Origin of the sequence: Haloimpatiens myeolchijeotgali, assembly GCF_042688525.2 — a bacterium.
GTDB lineage: Bacteria > Bacillota > Clostridia > Clostridiales > Clostridiaceae > Haloimpatiens.
Window position 1 is genome coordinate 1246157 of the sequence record NZ_JBHWAB010000001.1, and the last position, 22733, is coordinate 1268889.

At 29.1% G+C, this 22733-nt stretch carries 22 protein-coding genes and 1 pseudogene; 8 read left to right on the forward strand and 15 right to left on the reverse strand.

The annotated features are described in order from the left end of the window. Positions 1 to 150: 150 nt before the first annotated feature. The 4 genes from ACFIJ5_RS05565 to ACFIJ5_RS05580 all read right to left on the reverse strand — a co-directional run bounded on the left by ACFIJ5_RS05565 (position 151) and on the right by ACFIJ5_RS05580 (position 2334). The gene (locus ACFIJ5_RS05565) at positions 151 to 510 is read right to left on the reverse strand and encodes a DUF6483 family protein (protein ID WP_379804787.1); all 360 of its coding nucleotides are present in this window, start codon (positions 508 to 510) and stop codon (positions 151 to 153) included. Positions 511 to 706: 196 nt separating this feature from the next. Further along, positions 707 to 1159 (reverse strand): peptide deformylase, encoded by a 453-nt coding sequence (gene def / locus ACFIJ5_RS05570; RefSeq protein WP_379804789.1) that lies wholly within the window; start codon positions 1157 to 1159, stop codon positions 707 to 709. Next, positions 1160 to 1396, reverse strand: coding sequence for a helix-turn-helix transcriptional regulator (locus ACFIJ5_RS05575; protein WP_379804792.1), 237 nt, complete (start codon positions 1394 to 1396; stop codon positions 1160 to 1162). It abuts the gene before it with no gap. A 56-nt stretch (positions 1397 to 1452) separates the two neighbouring features. Then, positions 1453 to 2334: a LysR family transcriptional regulator gene (locus tag ACFIJ5_RS05580; RefSeq protein WP_379804795.1), complete on the reverse strand. Its 882-nt coding sequence runs from the start codon at positions 2332 to 2334 to the stop codon at positions 1453 to 1455. 129 nt (positions 2335 to 2463) lie between these two features. Here ACFIJ5_RS05580 and ispG point away from each other — a divergent pair, with 129 nt between their 5' ends. Then, on the forward strand, positions 2464 to 3513 hold the full coding sequence (gene ispG, locus ACFIJ5_RS05585; protein WP_379804797.1) for a flavodoxin-dependent (E)-4-hydroxy-3-methylbut-2-enyl-diphosphate synthase: 1050 nt from the start codon (positions 2464 to 2466) through the stop codon (positions 3511 to 3513). Between the two features lie 136 nt (positions 3514 to 3649). On the opposite strand, the gene ACFIJ5_RS05590 is transcribed toward ispG, so the two are convergent. From ACFIJ5_RS05590 to ACFIJ5_RS05605, 4 genes are all read right to left on the reverse strand, one after another. Continuing rightward, a complete protein-coding gene (locus ACFIJ5_RS05590; protein ID WP_379804799.1) occupies positions 3650 to 4090 on the reverse strand; it encodes a GNAT family N-acetyltransferase in 441 nt (146 codons plus the stop codon). Positions 4091 to 4352: 262 nt separating this feature from the next. After that, positions 4353 to 5726: a sensor histidine kinase gene (locus ACFIJ5_RS05595; protein WP_379804802.1), complete on the reverse strand. Its 1374-nt coding sequence runs from the start codon at positions 5724 to 5726 to the stop codon at positions 4353 to 4355. Positions 5727 to 5731: 5 nt separating this feature from the next. Then, positions 5732 to 6436: a LytR/AlgR family response regulator transcription factor gene (locus tag ACFIJ5_RS05600; RefSeq protein ID WP_379804805.1), complete on the reverse strand. Its 705-nt coding sequence runs from the start codon at positions 6434 to 6436 to the stop codon at positions 5732 to 5734. Positions 6437 to 6517: 81 nt separating this feature from the next. After that, the gene (locus tag ACFIJ5_RS05605) at positions 6518 to 7387 is read right to left on the reverse strand and encodes a hypothetical protein (protein WP_379804808.1); all 870 of its coding nucleotides are present in this window, start codon (positions 7385 to 7387) and stop codon (positions 6518 to 6520) included. Positions 7388 to 8155: 768 nt separating this feature from the next. Here ACFIJ5_RS05605 and ltrA point away from each other — a divergent pair. Both ltrA and ACFIJ5_RS05615 read left to right on the forward strand, forming a co-directional pair. Next, a complete protein-coding gene (ltrA, locus tag ACFIJ5_RS05610) occupies positions 8156 to 9577 on the forward strand; it encodes a group II intron reverse transcriptase/maturase (RefSeq protein WP_379804810.1) in 1422 nt (473 codons plus the stop codon). Between the two features lie 180 nt (positions 9578 to 9757). Then, positions 9758 to 11071 (forward strand): IS4 family transposase, encoded by a 1314-nt coding sequence (locus ACFIJ5_RS05615; protein ID WP_379804813.1) that lies wholly within the window; start codon positions 9758 to 9760, stop codon positions 11069 to 11071. 185 nt (positions 11072 to 11256) lie between these two features. Here the strand turns inward: ACFIJ5_RS05615 and ACFIJ5_RS05620 are convergent, their stop codons facing one another. Further along, the gene (locus ACFIJ5_RS05620; protein ID WP_379804815.1) at positions 11257 to 11388 is read right to left on the reverse strand and encodes a hypothetical protein; all 132 of its coding nucleotides are present in this window, start codon (positions 11386 to 11388) and stop codon (positions 11257 to 11259) included. A gap of 419 nt (positions 11389 to 11807) precedes the next feature. Here ACFIJ5_RS05620 and ACFIJ5_RS05625 point away from each other — a divergent pair, with 419 nt between their 5' ends. Then, positions 11808 to 12425, forward strand: a complete 618-nt coding sequence (locus tag ACFIJ5_RS05625; RefSeq protein WP_379804817.1) for a recombinase family protein — start codon at positions 11808 to 11810, stop codon at positions 12423 to 12425. Between the two features lie 484 nt (positions 12426 to 12909). Here the strand turns inward: ACFIJ5_RS05625 and ACFIJ5_RS05630 are convergent, their stop codons facing one another. Next, complete coding sequence (locus ACFIJ5_RS05630) at positions 12910 to 13692, reverse strand: hypothetical protein (protein ID WP_379804819.1); 783 nt, start codon at positions 13690 to 13692, stop codon at positions 12910 to 12912. Between the two features lie 652 nt (positions 13693 to 14344). Then, complete coding sequence (locus ACFIJ5_RS05635) at positions 14345 to 15418, reverse strand: methyltransferase domain-containing protein (protein ID WP_379804821.1); 1074 nt, start codon at positions 15416 to 15418, stop codon at positions 14345 to 14347. A 1007-nt stretch (positions 15419 to 16425) separates the two neighbouring features. On the opposite strand from ACFIJ5_RS05635, the gene ACFIJ5_RS05640 reads away from it, so the two are divergent. Both ACFIJ5_RS05640 and ACFIJ5_RS05645 read left to right on the forward strand, forming a co-directional pair. Continuing rightward, positions 16426 to 17346: a hypothetical protein gene (locus ACFIJ5_RS05640; RefSeq protein WP_379804823.1), complete on the forward strand. Its 921-nt coding sequence runs from the start codon at positions 16426 to 16428 to the stop codon at positions 17344 to 17346. Between the two features lie 524 nt (positions 17347 to 17870). Continuing rightward, a complete protein-coding gene (locus ACFIJ5_RS05645; RefSeq protein WP_379804825.1) occupies positions 17871 to 18068 on the forward strand; it encodes a hypothetical protein in 198 nt (65 codons plus the stop codon). Between the two features lie 51 nt (positions 18069 to 18119). On the opposite strand, the gene ACFIJ5_RS05650 is transcribed toward ACFIJ5_RS05645, so the two are convergent. From ACFIJ5_RS05650 to ACFIJ5_RS05660, 3 genes are all read right to left on the reverse strand, one after another. Further along, a complete protein-coding gene (locus tag ACFIJ5_RS05650) occupies positions 18120 to 18596 on the reverse strand; it encodes a hypothetical protein (RefSeq protein WP_379804828.1) in 477 nt (158 codons plus the stop codon). 77 nt (positions 18597 to 18673) lie between these two features. Beyond that, positions 18674 to 19279, reverse strand: coding sequence for a hypothetical protein (locus ACFIJ5_RS05655; protein ID WP_379804830.1), 606 nt, complete (start codon positions 19277 to 19279; stop codon positions 18674 to 18676). Between the two features lie 58 nt (positions 19280 to 19337). After that, the gene (locus ACFIJ5_RS05660) at positions 19338 to 19796 is read right to left on the reverse strand and encodes a hypothetical protein (protein WP_379804832.1); all 459 of its coding nucleotides are present in this window, start codon (positions 19794 to 19796) and stop codon (positions 19338 to 19340) included. A 248-nt stretch (positions 19797 to 20044) separates the two neighbouring features. Here ACFIJ5_RS05660 and ACFIJ5_RS05665 point away from each other — a divergent pair, with 248 nt between their 5' ends. Both ACFIJ5_RS05665 and ACFIJ5_RS05670 read left to right on the forward strand, forming a co-directional pair. After that, positions 20045 to 21544: a recombinase family protein gene (locus ACFIJ5_RS05665; protein ID WP_379804835.1), complete on the forward strand. Its 1500-nt coding sequence runs from the start codon at positions 20045 to 20047 to the stop codon at positions 21542 to 21544. 105 nt (positions 21545 to 21649) lie between these two features. After that, positions 21650 to 21820, forward strand: a pseudogene (locus ACFIJ5_RS05670) (DUF255 domain-containing protein); the annotation flags it as partial. A 179-nt stretch (positions 21821 to 21999) separates the two neighbouring features. On the opposite strand, the gene ACFIJ5_RS05675 reads toward ACFIJ5_RS05670, so the two are convergent. Beyond that, a complete protein-coding gene (locus tag ACFIJ5_RS05675; protein WP_379804838.1) occupies positions 22000 to 22611 on the reverse strand; it encodes a cyclase family protein in 612 nt (203 codons plus the stop codon). Positions 22612 to 22733: the final 122 nt, after the last annotated feature.

Here is a 22733-nt window from a genome sequence, read left to right on the forward strand (position 1 = left end):
AATTAATATATTTTAAGAATAGCTAGGTAAAAGCACTATTATACAAATACCTAGCTATTTAAATTTATTTAATTTTATCCTTCTTAATGTATTATTTAAAATTACTGTGCTTGATTACCAAATTTATGAAATGAAATATTTTAAATAACTTTAGATTGATATCTTAAACTTTTTAGCAATTGATTTTAATCCTTGTTCAATTTCTTTTCTAGAAAAATTATTCTTTTCTAAAAACTCATCATCAAAATTATTTAATCTATCATAAAAATCTAGGGCTAATTCCATATACTTTTTATTTTTAGAATCCAGTTCTGCATACAGCAAATTTTCAGCTTCATTTATTTTACCTTGTTTTATCAAATTAAGTAACTGTTTGTGTAGGTAATCAATTTTTGTGTACTTTTCTTGAGCTGGTAATTCATAGGTTGAAGTATCTTTATTTAAAGAAATTTTAGCTAAAAATTTCACCAAACTTTTTACTATTTTCATAACATAATCTTGCTCATACATAAAGTATATCACTAACCTTTCTAATATTACATCAATGGTCTTGATATTGGAATTTGTTTTATGCTTATTAAAGAAATTATAAATTTATAATTTCTACTTTGTATAGATTGAAAAAAGTATATATTGTGTAAAACATTATAAACAATGTTTAGAATGTTTTACTTAAGTGAAAGGGTACCTTTACTTATATAGTTAATTATTTTATATATTCAGTAACTAAATCAGTAAAAAGGATACCTTCTAAATGGTCTATTTCATGGCAAAAACATTTTGCTAAATCTCCTTTACCTGTCAATATGATTTTTTCACCGTTTTCATTTAATGCTTCTATTGTTACTATGGCAGGTCTTTTTAATTTTCCCCATGTATTAGGAATGCTTACACATCCTTCTATAACTTCTTGAGTGCCTTCTTGTTTAATTACCTTTGGATTAACTAATTTTATAAGCCCTTGGCCCATATCTATTACAACTAATCGTTTTAATATACCTACTTGTGGGGCTGCTAAACCTCCACAATTTTCTAAGTTATACATAGTATCTACCATGTCATTTAATATTTCTCTTATTTTATCATCTACTACTTCAATTGATCTGCTTTTTTTTCTTAATATCTCATCACCAGAAAACCTAATTTGTCTTAATGCCATTTAAACTACACCTCTACTTTGTTGTGATCTTGATTTTCGTTCACTTTGTTCAAAAAGGAAAACTTCTTCTATGGAACGGTGAAATATTTTGCTAATATCATAGGCTAACCATATAGATGGTTCAAATTTTTCTGTTTCAATGGAGTTAATTGCTTGTCTTGATACACCTACAAGGTTTCCTAATTGCTCTTGAGTTAAACCAAAATATTCACGTAATTCTTTTAATTTATTTTTCATTAAATATCACCTCTGTAATGTTAACCTTACATTATAAATATAACATTATTTGGTATTCAAGTCAAGTTAACCTTACATAATATCATTTCTAGCCAATTTTTAATTGCAGTAGAAGTTTTTTTGTTTTTATTAATTAACATATATATTTGTCTTGTGGGTATTATTGAATCTTTTATTTTTACATGTATTAATTCTCCAGATTTTAGTTCTGTATTAACAGAGGATTTAGTAACAAATGCATAACCAAATCCTTCTTTAACAAAATCAACTACATAAGAAGTTTCATCAACTGAAAGTTTTAGTAAAGGACTATCTCCAAATAGTTTACTTAACCATTTAAAAAATTCTTCACCTAGATCTGCATAGAGTAAAGGTAACTGTATTAAATCTGCATAAGAAATTTCTGTTTCAATCATCATTTTATTTTTAGGACTTGTCACTAGGATTATCTCATCTTCTAAAAAATCAATAATTTCAAATTTACTAGATTTTGATTTTGTATAAACAAATCCAATATCTAATATACCATCACTTAATAGTTTAATAATTTCTTCTGAATGATTAACTTTAAGTTTTACTGCAATATTAGGAAAGGTTAAAAAATATTCTTTCAGTATTGGTGATATAATACCTTTGTATATAGAATCTACTAATCCTAATGCTAATCTATCATCATATATTCCTATGGATCTAGCTTTTATTATTCCATCTTTTTTTAACATAAGCATTCTTTTAGCATATGGTAGAAAAGCCTCTCCAGATGGTGTAAGTCTTACATTCTTATTATTTCTTATAAACAAAGCTTTTCCCACGTATTTTTCAAGTTCATTTATTCTATTTGAAACTGTTGATTGAACTAAATATTGGATTTCCGCAGTTTTCGTAAAATTACCGTTTTCTGCAAGAAGTACAAAGGTTTCGATTGATTCAATATTCATAAACTCCTCCATCTACTATTTATTATTTCGATTGTTATTATTAATATAATTCGTTTTTCAAATGGAAAATCCTTTACTATACTAAATATAGGTTCAATAAAATCTAAAAAATGAAAGGGGATTATATTAATGAATAGGAAAATTACAAGAAAAATAAAATTAGGGGATATATATGTAGGTGGAGATTCAAAAATTTCTGTGCAGTCTATGACAAATACAGATACTAGAGATGTAGAAGTTACTGTAAAGCAAATTTTAAAATTAGAAAAAGCAGGTTGTGACATTATAAGGTGTGCTGTACCTGATATAGAAGCTGCAGAGGCTTTGAAAGATATAATAAAACAAATTCACATTCCATTAGTTGCAGATATACATTTTGATTATAAATTAGCACTTAAATCTATAGAAAGTGGAGTTGATGCATTAAGGATAAACCCAGGTAATATTGGAAACTTAGACAGAATAAAAATGGTAGTAGAAGCTGCAAAAAATAAAGGTATACCTATTAGAATTGGGGTAAATTCGGGTTCTTTAGAAAAAGAGATTTTAAAAAAGTATAAAAAAGTTTGTCCAGAAGCACTAGTTGAAAGTACTTTAAAACATGTAAGAATATTAGAAAGTTTAAACTTTTATGATATATGTATTTCAATAAAATCTTCTGATGTAATGCAAACCATAGAAAGTTACAGATTGATTTCTGAAAAAGTAAATTATCCACTTCATTTAGGGGTTACAGAAGCAGGTACTTTATGGAGTGGAACTATAAAATCTAGTATAGGTATAGGAACTCTTTTATCACAGGGGATTGGGGATACTATAAGAGTTTCACTTACTGGGGATGTATTAGAGGAAGTTAAAGTAGGACGTGAAATACTTAAATCGTTAGGTTACATACAAGAAGGGGTTAAGTTTGTATCCTGTCCTACATGTGGTAGAACACAAATAAATATTATAAAAATAGCTGAAGAAGTAGAAAAAAGATTAGCAAAGTGTGAAAAAAATATTAAGGTAGCTATAATGGGATGTGTAGTTAATGGTCCTGGAGAAGCTAGAGAAGCGGATATTGGCATTGCAGGAGGCAAAGGAGAAGGTTTAATATTTAAAAAGGGTGAAGTAATAAAGAAGGTTAAAGAAGAAGATTTAGTGGAAGAACTGATGAAAGAAATTCAAAAGTTGTAAATGAACTGGAATGACGATTTCAAGGTGCTGTTATTTATAATAAAAGTATCAGAAAGATTAAGGAAGGAGATTTTTTTACTTCCTTAATCTTTATTTACATAAGAATAATGATATTTTGTGCAGACGAATACACATATTATTTTAATTGTTTGCCCATTACAACCATATTGTTAAGACTCCTAAATCCTCGATTGTTATAAAATCCTTCTGTTTCATTTGATCTCAATGTGTTTAAAATAACTTCATCAATACCTTTGTTTTTTAATCTTAACAAAAATTCATCAAGAAGTGCTGAACCAACGCCTTTACCATGAAGTCTACTGTCTATACAAAATTCTTTTATAATAAATTGCATTCCAGTATAAAAGTATTCATGATTGCCAAGAATCATACCTATTATTTCATTATTTTCATAACAAACTAGTCCATAAAATCCCTCGCAATGTACCATTTGTAATAAGCGTTTTGATACAAGTTCTAATGTCCATTTTTCATTCCAAGGTGGTGAACTAAAGGCATCCATATATAGTTTACCTAACTTTAGTATGTGTTTTTCTTGTAAATCTTCATATACCATTTTTATGAATCTCCTTATATTTGAATTTATGTAAATCATTCTTTGCATTTTAAAGTTGTAAACAAAGTATACATCTTAATTGTATAAAAATTTACATAGATAATCAATCAATTAGTAATATATTACTGTTTTGGGATAAAGTATTATAAACTTTGACCTTGATAGAGTACATATATATTCTTCAGGATTTTAAACTGCAGGACCAATCCAATCAATAATAATTATGCAGAGGTAATAATATATTAATTTGTTAAAGAAATCATTATTTTATTTTAAGCATAAGATTAATAGTAAACTTATCTTTTTCTTCTAGTATATCAATTATTCCGTTATATTTTTTCACAACAGCTTCTATGTTAGAAATTCCTATACCGTGATTATATTTATCTGATTTTGTACTGATAATTTTATTTTTATCATACTGAAGCTTATTTATAGTAGTATTGGAAACTTCAATTATCAAGTACATATTCCTAATGTATGATTTTATACATATTGTTTTTAAAATATTATCATGGGTAATCTTGGTACAAGCTTCAATTGCATTATCTAAAGTATTACCCAAAATAATACATAAATCTATAGGTTCCAATGAGATTTTATTAGGTAGAATAAAATCACATATAAAATCTATTCCTTTAGATTTTGCAATATTATATTTTTCGTTTATAATTGTATCCGATATACAATTACCTGTTTTTATTTCAAAATCAAGTTTATTTATGGTTTTACTAATATTATCAATATATTTTTGCGTTTCTGTAATATTATTAGTATTAATCAAGTTTTTTAAGCAGGAAAGATGATTATTCATGTCATGCTTTATACTTCTTATATTATTATAAAGTTCTTCAATATTTTTACTATGTTTAAGCTGAAGTTTAAACTGTTCTTTCATAAGTATACTTTTTTGCTGTTCTTGTTCACATTGAAGCATTTTTTTGAATGTATAGGCTACAATTAAAATTGATATTAGCAAAGAAAAACTTACAAAAGGTAGAATATAATAGATTTTAGGAAAAATATATGGCAAATAATATTTTTTATTATCAATTCTAATTGTTTGAATAATATAAAAAATAATTCCTAAACTATAAATAGATAAACAGGGAACTAGTAAATATAATCCTTGGTATAAATTCACTAGTTTTCCTTTAAAATTAATTAATTTACAAATACTCTTTAAAAAAACAAATAATATTATAATACGTATAATATCATTAATAATGTTGTTTATAAAACTAACAGTTATATAATCTTTAAAAGACATGTTTATGCTATGTATAATTGGAAGAATATTAAAATCAAATGTTAGAAAAGTAAGATTAATAAGCAGTAATATAGTTTCTTCAACAATGACAGCATAAAATTTAATTAAAAAATTTCCATTACATAAAGAACAGATAATTATTAACCAAATTATATTATGTATAATTATTCTCAATGGTTCAGATAATATCCTAATGCTGTAAAAATCAATAAGTGTTAATAATAATGCATAAAAAGCAAACCTCCAAGTTTTGTCTCTAAAGCCTAAAAATCTTTGATAAAAATAATACTTAATTGTATATAAAAATGGCAGTGTGAAATATGATGATAAAAATCCAATAATTTTAACTAATTGTTGTTTTTCCATATTTATTAAACCTCATTTTTTAAATAGTACATAAATGCCTTTGAAAAATCAGCTAATCTATATTTTGAAACATATATTTTTTCGGAATTTGTTAGGGTTATAAAGGTAGTATCATAACTGCGAACATATTTTAAATTTACAATATAACTTTTATGACATCTAAAAAAGCTATCATTATAAAGTTCTTGCTCAATGTCCGAGAGTTTATGGTAATATTCAATAACATCATAAGTAGTATGTACTTTTAACTTTCGCTGTGTGGATTCTATATACATTATATCTTTAATCAAAATCTTAGTTGACTGCCTAATTGTTTTAGCAATAATATATTTATCCTTCTTATCAAAATGTTTTAAAGCTGAATATAAAATTTTTTTTAGTTTGGCTTCATTAATGGGTTTTAAAATATAATGAAAAGCTCTTACATCAAAGGCATCAAAAACATAATCTTTAAGTCCTGTTATAAATATAATAACTGCTTTTTCATTTATCAGTCTGATTTTTTTTGCAGCTTCTATACCTGTAAGTTTGTCCATCTTTATATCTAAAAAATAAATATCAAAATCTCTAATTGATGAGATCAAGTCTTCACCATTACCAAATTCAAATAGTTTATAGCATTTATTGTTTAGCTTTAAAAATCTATCAATCATATGTACGATTATTTCTCTTTCGGTTTTTTCATCATCACAAACAGCTACTTTAAGCATATAATCACCTCACAACTAATTATTATAACATGTATTCAGCCTGTGGATAAACTTTCCACAGGCTGAATTAGCAGTATAAATTTAAGCTATAATATTAATTTCTTTACCATTGTCTTTGACAGTATCCTTGAGGTTATCTTTATAATTCTTAATATTTTGTGCAGCTTGCTGCTGTCTTATAAACATTCTGTCTACATCTTTTGGTTTTCCGCTAATGGCTGTATTACTACTTTGTTCATTTTTGCCAACTATATCGTTTGAAGAATTATTTTGTGTGTTATTAATAATTTTAGTATTTACATCTTTTAAGTGATTACCAAGTTTCTCAGTAATTTTTTTTATGCTATCTTTCATTTTAGCAAGAGATTTTTTCTTTGCTACAGGATTAATACCTCTTTTTAAATCTATTTTTATTTCAAAATCTAAGACCTTTGCGTTAACGGAGATTAATTTTTTTTCAGATAATAAAGCTTCAGCCTTTTTCAAATTATTGGAAAGACTTAAAATATTATTCATTGAAGGGTTTGTTTTAATACCATTAGGATGATTTTTATCTAATTTTTGTTTGGAGTTTTTACTTTTTTTATTTTTATTATCACCACTAATTGTTTTACGTTGTTCTTTTAATTGAAGTTTATTTAGTTGTTTATCAATTTCTTCAATTTGTTTATCAATGTTTTCAAGTTTTTCTTTTATAGTTTTTGGGTCTTCACCTTTTTCTAAACATCTTTTCATAAGGTTATCTTTATGATTCATTAAATTTTCTTTTTGTTTCATTAGATTTTTTAATATATTGTTTGGTTTGAGTTTTCGTCCTGAAGTTTTTTTCATAGTTTTACATCTTCTAATTTTTCCAGTATTATTAAGATCATTTTTAGGTGAATTAGCATTAGAGCTATAGCTTAAATTTGCTGAATATATTCGATGCTGTGGTGAAAAAAATATATTCATATATATACCTCCTTTTATATAATTTTAAAATACTTACATATTTTATTACATTTGTTATATCGTGAAATATTATATTAAGTTTATTAGATTGTAGTAAAAGGTCATTAAAATGTAATGAATAGTTCAACAATTCTAAGTATCGGTTACAGTACTTGTCATTGAACACGAGAACAATAAATATGTAGTAAAATATACTAATAATTATTAAAGTAAATATGGTCTAACGGGACAAGTTAGGACTTAACATAGATAAACAAAAAAGGTAGGGGCGATTCCAATGTCATTAAGTTAAGAAAAATTAGCATGGATAAAGAACAGTGTATGCTTTAAAAAGCGTTGCTGTTCTTTTTGTGCGCCCAGCATGGGCGCAATCTATAGGGTGAAAGTCCCGAGCGCCGAAGGTGATATAGGCGTTAGCCAATGACAAGGGTGTCCATCGTGAGGTGGAATCTGAAGGAAGTCGGATGGCAAAGTTCCGGTCTGAGGAATACGAATCACATTTGAGGCTGCAATAGTTGGATGAGTTTGCAAAACAAAACAAAGTCCGTATCACCCGAAAGCTATTGTAGTAAATGTGGCAGATAGATGGAATGAAAGGTTGCGTTCTTACCTGGGGAGGTCTGATAGATACATCATTACAGGATGAATTTCCTATATGATAACTTACATAGTGATATGTAACTGAACTATCAGAAGTCAGCAGAAGTCATAGTACCATACTATGTGCATATAGTACGGGAAGGACTGAACATTAGGAGGTTTTCAGCTTTGAGTAACTCAAATAAATTACAAAGAAAGCAGACAACTCAATATAGAGGTCACCTTGCGGAAGTAGAAGTGGAAATTCGAGGTAAACAAGGGGCGCAGAGTAAGAATTTGGTGCTATCAAAGAGAGAAAGAGAAAACGATGTATTAGGGGATACTAATAACTTACTCGAAAGAATTTTAGCTAGAGAAAATATGCTAAAAGCTATGAAAAGAGTAATTGCCAATAAAGGAAGCCATGGAGTTGATGGTATAAGAGTCGATGAACTTCGAACACATATCATTAAAAACTGGTCTAAAATTAAGCAGAAGTTATTAGAAGGAAGGTATAAACCTTCGCCGGTGAGGCGGGTAGAAATACCAAAACCTGATGGTGGAATTAGATTGCTAGGAATTCCTACTGTACTTGATAGGTTGATACAACAAGCAATAGCTCAAGAACTTAATAAAATCTATAACCCTACTTTTTCAGATAATAGTTATGGATTTAGACCAAATAAAAGTGCTAAACAGGCTATTTTAAAAGCAAAAGAATATATCAATGAAGGATACAGATGGGTTGTGGACATGGATTTAGAGAAATTCTTCGATAAAGTCAACCACGATATACTTATGGAAAGACTTTCAAGAAGAATAAAAGATAAAAGAGTACTTAAATTAATTAGAGGATATCTTAAATCTGGAATAATGATAAACGGAATAAAGGTAAAGTCTGATAAAGGTACACCGCAAGGTGGTCCATTAAGTCCACTACTGGCTAATATTATGCTTGATGAAGTAGACAAAGAACTGGAGAAAAGAGGTCATAGATTTTGCAGGTTTGCGGATGATATGAATATTTATGTAAAAAGCAAAAAGGCAGGATTAAGAGTAATGACAAATATGAAGAAAATGATTGAAGGTTCTTTGAAACTTAAAGTTAATGAAAACAAAAGTGCAGTAGATTTTGTAACAAGAAGAAAATTTCTTGGGTTCTCATTCTATTATACAAAAGGCGGAGCCAATATAAGAATACATGAAAAATCTTATAAAAGATTTAAGAACAAAATAAGAAAACTAACTAATCGGAATACGGGTATAAGTATGGAATATAGAATTATCAAACTTAACCAGTTAACAGTTGGTTGGATTAATTATTTTGGAATAGCAAAGGCTAACGCCAAAATAAAACAGTTAGACGAATGGGTTAGAAGAAGATTAAGGGCTTGTATTTGGAAACAATGGAAAAGGATAAAAACAAGGAAAAGAAACTTAATAAAATTAGGTCTACCGACTTATAAAGCATGGGAATATGCAAATACAAGAAAAGGCTACTGGAGAATATCCAATAGTCCAATACTTAATACAACTCTAAATAACAAATTTCTTGAGGAACTCAACTATAAAAGCATATCTAAAAGATATCAGCTAATACATAGTTCTTAATGAACCGCTGTATACCGAACGGTACGTACAGTGGTGTGAGAGGACGGAAAATAAAATAATTATTTTCCTCCTACTCGATTATATAATATTATCATGAAAAAAATTAAAAAAAAGCTTGACAAATAGTATAAAAAATGCGGCGAAGCCCCTTAAGTACATGGAATTTAAGGAGGTTCACTTATGAACGAATATGCAGATTTTATAAAAGAAAAATTAGAGGACATATTAACCGATATGCAGCAGTATTCTTGGCTTTACGTTAATAATCCTGAGAAAGATTTCACTCGAAATCGAAAGTTAACATTCAAAGAAATATTGAGAATTTTACTTTCTATGGGAGGCAATAGCTTAAACATAGAGCTTATGAAATATTTTTCGTATGATCATGAATCAGCCACATGCTCCGCATTTGTTCAACAACGTAAAAAGATTCTTCCAGAGGCATTTGAATATCTTTTTAATCAATTTACATCATCAGCTTTAAACCCAAAGTATTATTATGGATATAGAATGTTAGCTGTTGATGGTTCTGATTTGTGTATAGCACATAATCCAGATGATAAGAAAAATTATTTCTGTGCAACTCCCAAAGCAAGAGGGTATAACCTTTTACATCTAAATGCTATGTATGATTTATGCAGTAGAACATATATAGATGCGATTATCCAAGCCGGTAGAGAGGAGAATGAGTTTGAAGCATTAAACGATATGGTAGACCGTTCTGACATTACTGAAAAAACTATAATAATAGCTGACAGAGGTTATGAAAGTTACAATGTTTTTGAGCACATCAGAAGAAAGAATTGGAACTTCGTTATACGAGCAAAAGACATTAATAGCAATGGAATAGTCTCTAGAATTCCCATTCCTGATAGTGAAATATTTGATATAGAGTATAATACCCTGCTGACTAGACGTCAGACAAACTACGTAAAGAACCATCCAGAAAAATATAAGTTTATGCCTTCAAATCAAAAATTTGATTATCTTCCTGTTGGCGATAAAGAAATTTACCCGATAGGGTTTAGAGTTGTTCGCTTTCCCATATCAGAGGATAGTTATGAAGTTATTATTACTAATCTGAGTAAAGAAGATTTTCCTTTGGAGAAAATAAAAGAGATATATCATATGCGTTGGGGAATTGAAACATCATTCAGAGAATTAAAATATGCCATTGGATTAACAAGTTTTCATTCAAAAAAGGTGACCTACATAATACAAGAAATATTTGCACGTTTAACTATGTACAACTTTTGCGAAATAATCACAACACACGTAGTTATACAGCAGAAAAACAGAAAATATAGCTACCAGGTTAACTTCACTGTGGCCATATCAATCTGTATGCATTACTTCAGATGTAATAATGTAGAATCACCACCTAATATTGAAGCATTAATAAAAAGAAATATATTACCTGTTCGAAATGGCCGAAAAGACCCTCGCAAAGTCAAAACCAAATCGGCAGTTAGCTTCATATATAGAGTAGCATAAATAAAGAAAAATATAAATTTTTTTTGCAGAGATACCCCTCTGTTTTATTTGCATGCAAAAAAACAGATAAAGGAACATAAAAAAATCCAATCTGAAGTATATCTACTTTCGATTGGATTTTTAAGTTATAGAAAAATCACTAACTTAATGACATTGGGGGCGATTCCTACCTTTTTAATATTTCGTTATTTTGAGTTATTTGTTTTATTGATATTGTCTTTTTTCTTTTCTTCTAAAGTTTTATTTATTAACTCTGATAAAGCGGTTCCTAATTTGTTGATATCTAATTTACCGTTTCTAATTACAATAACCTCCATGATAACAGCCTCCCTTATAATTAATTTAAAAGCGAAAATAAAAGTTCGAGCGGATTGATATAAACTTGAATTATTTGCTCAGGTATTTAGTAAAGTGAGAGACGTTTGTTACGCAGTTTATAAAATTTATTACTCTGTCAATAATTGGACTCAACTTAAAAACCATTGCGTATATTTTCAGTACGTATTGCGTGAAATAAAAGAGAGGTAGACCCCCTATGCCTCCCCCTTGAGCTTTTTCCTGTTTATTTGTTCGTTTAAGTATACTTTTCGAGCTAATTTTAAAAGGGTATTTATTACGTTCGAAAATGTTATAAAATTATTTACCAAACGTTCATTAATTCTTATTGACTTTATCGAACACATTTTGTATAATCTAAATATAAGCTATAACTAACAACGTAAAGGGCGTGTTTATAATGAGAATGGGTTATGTAAGGGTAAGCTCGAAAGACCAAAACGAGCAAAGGCAAGTTAATAAAATGAGACAGCTCGGTATTGAAGATAGATATATTTTTGTAGATAAACAAAGCGGTAAGAATTTCGATAGACCTCAATATCAGTTAATGAAACAGTTTGTTAGAGAAGGAGATTTAATTTACATAGACGCATTAGACCGCTTAGGGCGTGATTATGACGGAATAATTAAAGAGTGGAAAGAGATAACGCGCGATATTGGAGCAGATATCGTAGTATTAGAGAATGAAAGTCTCTTTGATAGCCGTAAATTTAAGTCAATGGGCGATATGGGTAAACTCATGGAAGACCAATTTTTAAGCCTGTTATCATATGTAGCTGAGCAAGAGCGTAAAAAGATACGCCAAAGGCAAGCTGAGGGAATAGCTCAAGCTAAAGCGAAAGGTAAAACGCTTGGCAGACCTAAGAAAGAATTAAGCACGGAGCAAACTGCATTACTTAAAGAACTATATCCGTTATGGAAAGCTAAAGAGATTACTGCTGTTGAATTTATGAAACGATTAGACGTTAAAAAGACACGATTTTATGAAATAATAAAAGAGTATGAAAAGGTAAGATAATATAGAGTAATTTAAACGCAAGAGCCTCGCAATTAAGGGCTTTTTTACGTTGAGATGAAGTATATTAATAATTTTCTGCTACGTATACAGGGCTTTTACGGGTATTTCAGAGCGTATTAATAACGTTGATAGTGCAATAGTCATATACCCGCAAACTGCGTATTTAAGCCATTTTGAAGGGCGTATATGTTTTCTGTTAGTGGATTTTATTTATTATACTTTAACGCCCTACAGCAGTTAATACGGTAGCATAATTACATGATTAAAGAGTATAAAAAAGAGCTCAGGAACAGCGTTATTAATTCATTAAACGCAAATTCTCGAACTCTATAATAATACGTTATTTTAATGTATTTCTTTATATTAATACGTCAATAATTACTCGGAGTAAACTCCTCTATATTGTCGCCTATCGGCTCGCTGTACTAATTATATTTATATATTAATTATTATTTAATTTTAACACCGACATTTATGAATATTATTAGGTAACCTTTTTACTGTTACAAATTATAAATGTATATAAAGATATTATGATTAATGGTAAATGTAAAACTCCTATTGACCACATTTCAGGATTTATAATAAACCATACTATCATATTAGTTATTCCAAAAATTATTCCTATATATGAAGTTACCGTTAAAGTGAATAAATTATTTTTTTTACAAAATAATAATGATATTACTAAGACAACAGGCGTTATCATACAGAAAGTTGTCATAGACTCATTTGTAATAAGTTCTAACAACGTAAAATTAAATACTCTGCCTGTTGAATCTATTGGAAACCAAAAAGCCAATACAGATAATGGTATAAGCCAATATTTATTTTTACCCACTCTTTCTTTTAAGTTATTTTCTTTATTGGAAAAACATTGAACACACCATAATATTGCTAACATAAAAACTAATATGAAATTACCTATTAAAAAAACAAAGCCATACTTTTCTGTGTACGCCATATTTTGAAATAATGAACTAATCATAAAGATACATGAGGTATAGAAACTAAATATAGAGAAAAACTTTCTTTTATTTATAATTAGTAAAATAACTATAATAGAAAATGTAATTTTAATTGTTTTATAAATTATTGGATATGCGTATATTATTGGATTTTTAAGAACTTCCCCAATAACTTGTTGAGTTGATTGTGGGCTAAAGTGAATTTGAGAATATGGAGAAATAAAAAATAGTAATATTAACGCAATTTTTCCCCACCATTTACTAAAGAAATATTCTATCTTGTTAAACTTAAATTTCAAAATATCCCCCCTAGTAAAACAATTAATACCATCATGTTACTACGTCTTTAATATCGTTTTAATACCACATTAATTATACCGTATATTTCTATATTTACATAAAAACAACTAAATAATTGCACGTAAAATAAAAAGCAAAACGTCTCCCTCATAAGAACTAAATAAAACGTTCACCCCGTTAAATAGCGGAAAATAACGCTCCTTCAATTATGACGTTGTATCTATCTAACATATTAAATACTGCCTTTATACGCTCTCTATAGCCTCTTTCAGTTGTCATTTTAATATTCTACCGTTTCCTTTTGAAATATGTTATAACGCTTTATTACTGAATTTCACATATTATAACTTACTGTAACAAATGCATAATAATTACCCTGGTTAATTTAATGTATCTTAATCTATTATCGGCTCCGCTCCACTCCAATTTTTCCGAATCCGCGACCGCTGCGGTCGTTAATTTGACTGAGGAGCTCTCGAGCCGTTCTGTATTTACACGTGAAAAAGAGAGCCTTTCGGCTCCCGCGTGATTATTCTAAATGTAAGCGTTAGGACGCTATTCTCTGTTATTATGACTTAAGTAAATTCTTTATTTAGTACATAAAATAAGAAGAATGTGCATTAAATTTGCCCTATATTATGCTTATTTTCTTCACTTTAGGATAGCATTAACATAATAAAATTTTTCCCTTCGATGGTTATTCGGGTTAAAGCCATTGTAGAAATACTCTGTATGTTTTATGAGCTCTATCTTAAAATTTGCTAAAAGTTCTTTGATATCATTTAAATCGGCGTAAAAATGTGGTATACCTTTTTCAAGTTCCTCTCGGCTTATAAGAGTATTTTTGTCTAATTTGTTAGATCTATTCTCAATAAATTCTGTACTTTCTTTTGAGCAAAATGTCAAATATACCTCACCATTTGGTTTGAGCACCCTTTCAATTTCTGCAATTGTTTTTTTCAAGCCAATTGAATCAGTATGAGAAAGAACATGGTAAGCAAAGATACAGTCAAATGATTGATTGGGGTAATGTAGAGATAGCATATCACCAACCTCTGCATTTATAGGCAGATTTTCTTTTGCAGCCCATGTTTTTAAGTATTGAACTGCATAATCAGAAATATCCATTGCGGTTACATTGAACCCTTCTTTTGAAAAATAAATAGCATTGCGACCAAGTCCTGTTCCTAAGTCTAAAAGATCAACATAACCTAATTCCCTCCATTTATTTGCTAAGTAAATGCAATTATCTACAGGCTTAAGCTGTGGCGATGGGTCAATAGCCCAATTATGTCCTTTAAGGTTGACAATTTGCTCATTCTTGTTATACATTTCGTAATCCATTTCAATATCTCCTTTTACTGTGAGTAGAAAAGTGATACGTGGAAATAGATTAAGCTGAACACCTTTTTTACGTGCTGCTGATGGTGATATCCCGTGAATCTCTTTGAAAGCGCGAGTAAATGACTCTGGCGATTTATAACCATATTTCAAGGCTACATCGATGACCTTTATAGAATTTGTTTGCAATTCAATAGCAGCCAATGTCATACGCCTTCTGCGTATATATTCGTATATTGACATATTCATAAATATAGAAAATGTACGCTGAAAACTAACTGTAGATTGACACATTATATTAGCAACTTTATCTAAATCAATGATGCTATCTAAGTGTTCTTCAATATAGTCAAATGCTTCGTTAATTCGTTTATACCAGTTCAAACGTATCCCTCCTCTCTAAAAACAGTATAGTAGATTAATAAATTAAATTCCTTGCATTTTTGGCTTCACTTATGCAAGGTTAATTGCTCAGAACATAATTAATTGACAGGTCGCATTAATTTACTATTATGACTTAATGTATTATATCTTCTTGCGACGTAATACAAATATATAATACGTCTTTAACACTGTATTAATTATATCATATTTTTCTATATTTGTATAAATTATTCCATATAACTAAACATAAAAAAGAGAGCCTTTTGTTATTACTCAAATACTATTCCTACCTTATTAAATATCGTCGTTACATAGCTATCTTTATTTCTTACGTCCTCCGCCTCTCGTATTAGCTCATTTTGTACCCTAAACGGTACTCCGTAGCTATCAAACTACTAAACGTTAATTTAATATTTCCTCGTATAGCCTCTCTCTCGGCGTCCTTTAGATAGTCTGTCGTTTCCTTTTCCAATATACTATAACCATTTATTACGCAGTTTCATGCCTTAAAAGTTACTGTAACAAATGCGTAATTTTTTTACTAAATACACAAAGCGAGTAGTATACGCAATTAACGTCTCTCATTACCCACTCGCTACGCTCGTGAATAATTCGAGCCGAGGCTATGCCCCATACTATTCGTCCTTAATAGTTTAATATTCTTTTAAATATTACGGTAGTAGTACATGGCTTTATCTATAATCCGTAAAATAGACTATTTATTTAAGTAGGGCGTCAGCAGATACGAGCGGGGCGAATTTATGAGCACTGCGAGGAGCTAAAATAACGAGTTAATGTGCCTATTACTATATGCCGTTAATAACATACTTACAAATGATATAATGAGCGTTAACTACTTTAAAATAGGCTTTAGACCTTGAATTTACTTGAGTGAGAGTACTTTTATAAAGGTAACCATTTTGTCTAAAACAACGCTAGAAAAGTAACCATTTTGTCCAAAAGATAAAGTTATTAAAATCTATACAATGCTAAAGAGGAGCGATAACATGAGGAAAATATTTAATAATATTAACGAGGAATGCATTATTATTGGGATAGAAACACGTGAATATAAGGGAGTGATAGCTGAGGGCTCAACGGTTCATGAATATTCACAAAAACAAATTGAGGCTATAAAATGTAAAAAGCGAAAAAATCAAGCTATAAGAGATAATATTAGTCGTATGGGGGAATATACTGTTCATTATTGTGATGGGTACAAGCTCTTAGAGCACGTTTCCTTTAATACAGTAGGAGCTCTCTTAATATTATCACAGTATATAATTCAAAATACGAATGAAGAAGGTTTTATGCTAATAGGCACTCAAGGAGGGGGGCATGTTAAACCGTTTAAATTTAAGAAGGATATTTTAAACATTCTACAACTTAAAAATAAAGATACTATAAATAAAATCATTGATGAGGCTAAAGAGGCAAATTTAATACAACATACTGCTATTGGTTACCGTCTTAATGCACAACTATTTTTTAAAGGCTCGGGTTCTAAGAATTTATTTACGGTATCATTTAAACGTAGTATTTTGGAATTACAAGACAAACTACCGCTTAAATCCATAGGGTATTTATTTAAAATATCAGAATATCTACCACGTACTAAAATAATTGCAGACTTTACTCTTGTAGAAAATCCTGAGGAAACTATAACGTCCAATATTCGCTTTTTAACCGTTGAAGAGTTAGCTCAGCGACTTAACGTCTCAGTAAAGACTATTTTACGACTATTAAATGTAAAAATAGGATTTAGAGGATTTGAAAAATATGATGAGCTACCGTTAATAATAAAAGTCGGGCGTCTTGGTTCTACAATAAATCCTCAAGGACTAATGCTTAACCCTTTAATATTCACTCATAAACTTAACGAGGCTATAGAGAACGGATTGTTTAAGTTTATTCAAGAGTGTAAATAAGTTATCACACGAAAAGAATGAGGGTTAAGGATTACGAAAAATTAGGGTCACTTTTGAGCGTTTTAATTAAAGTAAATCCGTTATTATTAACCCGTAATAGAAAGACAGCAGAGGAGATGGGGTTTGATATGTTTGTCGTTTGTAAAAAAGAAGATTAGTTGGTATTAGGGTAAATATCTATTAATTATTGAGTGGGATCATTTGGAACTTAGTTATATAAATACTCGCTATATTTTAGAGTATACGTGCTAATAAAATTTTCCCCTATACTCCACCCGTGTACCCATTCTATTCATATGCAGTAATCTTATTTACTTATTAGCATGAATATGAAGATTTTAGCCACTATACTTTATGTACTAAGTTTTGTACAATAATCGATACTTTGTATTTGTTGAGTTTGTTAGAAATCATATTTAAATTATCTTTTATATAATTTTATATTGAAGAAATTCTACCTTTACTTAACGTTGTATATAATGATATAATTCGATACATAGTAGTAACATTGGAGGTAGTTTGTAGTGGCGGAAAAAGTTAAAATAGTTAAAACTATGAGTTTGCGTTTAGATGAGGATACTAATAAATATTTAAATGAGTTAGTAGAATTTTATAAGAAACAGAATCCTTACGGTGTATTTGATATTACGTTAAATGGGATTATTCGATTGGCAATAAAAGAACTACATAACACAGTAGTGAAAGAGGATATAGGGGACTAAAAAGACTCGTAATTACGAATAATACTACGAGTCTTTCTTAATTTAATGGTTTTAAATACCTAAATGGATTAAATAATAGTTTTCATTCTCCAATTTATTAGCCAATAAGAACATTTTTTCAAAAGAATCAATAACTTTATTTCTTTCTAATTGTATTTTTTCATATGTTTCACTACCTAATTCGTATTCCCCAGTTAATTTGAATTTTGAAGGAGCTTGAGAAAATATTTTAATCCAACCACTAAAAATATTTTTTATAATTGGAGCAGACTCTTTATCAAATAGAGTAATGCCATAATGGTTTAAACCAAATCCCTTTGGCATATCTTCAAAAGCTGGATTTTTACTTGGAATCCAATTTAAAGTATCATTAATATAAATAATAATATCATCATGTATTTCCACAAAATCTTTAATACCTGATTTAAGCATATCAATTTCTCCACAGGAATCACGGACTACATTGTCATAAGACCAATCCCATTCATTGTATTTTGGGACAAGAATAAATTCATGTATCATTGCCATTTAAAAATCTCCTTTCATTATCTTGCTTACGTTAATTCTTAAAAATATAAAGAAAGTTCTTGTATTACTTAATAACGTTAAGCAGATATAATTTCTATACCGTTATCTTGTAAAAATTCTATATGTTTGGAAAATACTCTACTCCTTAATAGGGAAGGATTTACGTCATTAATTTCCTGAATAAAACTATATAATTTTTTTATAACCTCCTCCTTAAAAAGGTTTTTACTTATAGAAATATCTCCCCAGCTTTTTTCATTTATTTTTTCAAATAATTCAACACGCTTTGATACGGAATTACTAAAGCCTGTGTTCATTTCATTGTTCCATTCTATTTCAATTTCGCTTGCAATAATTTCAGTTTCTTTAATATCTAATCTTAGCCATGTAGTAGAATTTTCTATATACTTTAAAAATAGACAAGGGAAGTTATCTAAGTTTTTTATAATATATATTAAGGCGTCAAAATAAGATGGAATTAGTTCAGAAAATACGCTGCGTGTTTCAAGAGAAAACTCTTCCTCGTTATCAAGATACGCAATAAACTTATTGCCATCGAAAATTAATGTAAACATTCCGTAAATGTCGTTATAGTCTTTTTCAAATTCCTCAAGTGTCATGTTTTTAAATTCTTCTTTATGATTTTCAAAAATAGAATATTTAATTTCAAATAGTTTGTTCAAAATACATACCTCCATAGTTCATATAAATCTTCTCTATTAATTTAAAGTGTATATAAGATTACCATTCAACGTTATCGCTATAAGGTTTATTCTTATAACTATCAAAATCTGAAATTTTCATTAGTTCCATATTATCAATGTTAAGTTGCCAAATTGCAGAATTGGTAGCCCATGGGTCAATAAGACATTCAATAATTTTTGAAGTTTTTATTCTTATATCATGAACCCATTTTAATTCCTCTTTATCAATAATTACAATTTTTCCGTTTTTCCATATAGCAAGTATATCACCAGCAACAACACACCACTCATTATTTTTATCTATAACGCCACAATTACATTCTCCATAAAATTCACATAATAGAATCTCGTTCTTTGACTCTTTATCATATAAATAAGCTTGCTCCCAAAGATGACCTAATATATATTTATCGGTTTCTTCAATTACTCTAAAGTCGTTATATTCTATAACTAATTTATTATCGTTATTCATTACAAATCCCTTTCTTGTTTTCAAAAAGTAACAGAATAGTTTTATTTAAACATTCCTATATATATATATTTTAACAATTACGCCTTTATAGAATCAACATACTATAAAAATTTTTATATATCCCTGTAACAAAACTCTTTTTATTTACTAAATACATAGATTAAGGTTACGAGTAATTCTATTCACGTAACTTACCATAAAATACCGTTAGATACCGCGTGGTATATGGTGGTATAATTTTGAGTATAATAAGCGAAGAGGAGGAACTAAAGATGGAAAAGATACACGTACTTATCTATTTACGTAAATCAAGAGGAGATGAGGAAAAAGACCTTGAAAATCATAAAAGAACGTTAATTGAGCTGTGTGAGTCAAAAGGTTATTCTTACGAGATATGTTCAGAGGTTGGAAGTTCGGATTCTATAGAATTTAGACCTGTATTTTCTGAGATATATGATGAGATTAAAAATAGGGAAAATGCTTATGAAGGTATAGTTATACACGATTATGATAGGCTGAGTCGTAATGGTAAGGATTTAGAATTGATAAAGGAACTCTTTTTAAATAATAATATTAAAGTTATTACACCATATAAGACATATGACTTTACAAATGAGGCAGATGATTTAAATGCTGATTTAATGGGTTTTGTTGCAAAACTTGAATTTAAGCAGATAAAAAAACGTCTAAAGGCGGGTAAAATAGCAGGGGCTAAAGCAGGAAAATGGGTGAACGGCACTCCGCCATACGGATATATTTATAATAGAGCTGATAAAACGTTGATTATTGATGAGGATAAAGCAAGAATCGTGCGTTATGTATTTGAAGAAATTAAAAAAGGGGAGGCTTTATATAATATTGCTCATTCATTAAATTGTCGTGGAGAACGAACAAGTAAGGGAAAATTATGGAGTCATACTGCCATTTATCGTATGGCAACAAGTCATACGTATAAAGGTACTTATGTTTATGGAAAAACAAAAGGTTCAGGTCATAAAAATCGAAAAACTACACCTATTGAACGTAAAGACTCGAAGGAATGGATTGTTGTAGAAAATGCATTTCCACGTATAGTAACGGTTGAGTTATGGGAGGTAGTTAATCAGATTTTAAAGGATAGGAAACTTGTAGGAAAAAAGACAGTAGCCAGTTTAACACCGTTAAGTGGGCTAATACGTTGTGGGGTATGTGGATCAAGTATGGTTGTTCAGAAAGCGAGAAAAAATAAATGGAGTGATACTATTAAAAAATGTCAGCATAGAGATTTGGTAACTAATGAGTTATGTAAAAATAGAGGTATTTCTGTTATTACGGTTTTAAACTTAGTATTTGATGATATAAAGAATTATAGAAATGAATTGATAGAGTATCTAAAAAATGCTGAGGGTAAGGATAAAGAGCTTGAGGCAATAATTAAGGAAATAGAAACTTTAAATAAAGATATTGAACGATATACAGATACTTTAGAACGTGTTACAGATAGTTTTGATGAGGGAATATACACCAAAGATGAGTATATAAGTCGTCGTAACAAATGGATGGGACGTATTGAAGTCTCAGAGGAACGTATCGAACAACTTGAAAAACGTCTTAAACTTGCTGAAAGTGTGCAAATTGAGGATAAAATAGCTGTACTTGATGGAATTATTGAAAGCTATAATAATAATTTATCAGATAAAGAGATTAATCGTTTATTAAAGTCTATTATAAAAGATATTAGGTTAACTCGTATTGGAGATGAGCCACTTAAAATTGAGATAAATTTTCTATAACCCGTTAGATTAGTCCACGTATTTACTTTAATATTTCATTGTTCTGAATAAAGTGGTAAAACTAAGACATAATAAACTAGAATAAAAATTTTGGGAGGTTAAATAATGACTATACCTGAAAGTAAAAATAGAAAGGCAAATAGATTAATAAATGAAAAGTCGCCTTACTTGTTACAGCATGCATATAACCCTATAAATTGGTTTTCATGGTGTCCCGAGGCGTTCCAAAAGGCTAAAAAAGAAGATAAGCCTGTCTTTGTAAGCATTGGCTATTCCTGACCCCCTTCGGGGCGGTCAGTAGTATTAAAGAGTGTGTAATTAATCCAGTTGCCATTGATGACAGTTTGGGAAGGTAATAAGTTAGGAAAGAAGTTAAATGAAAGAAAATAAAATCAATAAGAAAAGAGCAAGTCCAATATAAAAAAAGTGAAGTTGCCCTTAAATACTTGATTTAATTAAAATTCAACTAATATTCTAGCAGGAAATGCGTCTAGTCCTTCTATTTTCATAGGCAAGCAATATACTTTGAAATCTTTTTCGGGTATTTTATCAAGATTAGTTAAGTTTTCAATTGCATAGATACCACATTTTCCAAGGAAAACATCTATAAGTCCATGATTTCTACTACGACCAAGTCCTAAAGTATCTATTCCTATCATATTAACCTTCTTATCTACTAAATATTTAATAACTTCCATAGAAATTTCAGGGTGCATATTATACTTTTCTTCATCATCTAAATATTTATCCCAATTTGTTTGAAAAAATATAAAATGACCTTCTTTAATCTGTGAAACATCTAAATCATCCAATTCAACTGGTCTATCAGTTATATGCGAAACATCAAATTTTATTCCTGATGCTATTAATCTTTCATTTTCCAATAATACATTTGAACTCATAACATCTATGTGAGTTCCCATATTATGAACGGCACAAGAAAACAAGGTTGTAGTATATTCCTTTTTAGTTCCTTCAAAACACTTTATTTTTTCTACTTTTAAAGGGGGTGAACCTGGTCTATAAACTCTATCTAATTTAGTAACTTGTGTAATATCTATTATCATCAAAATACCTCCAAACAATATGTAAAAAAGCCATAATAAAATAGAATTTTAAAATGTTAATAATGACTTTTCTAAATTATACAGTATATATCTATAATGAGCAAATTATATGCTGTACTATA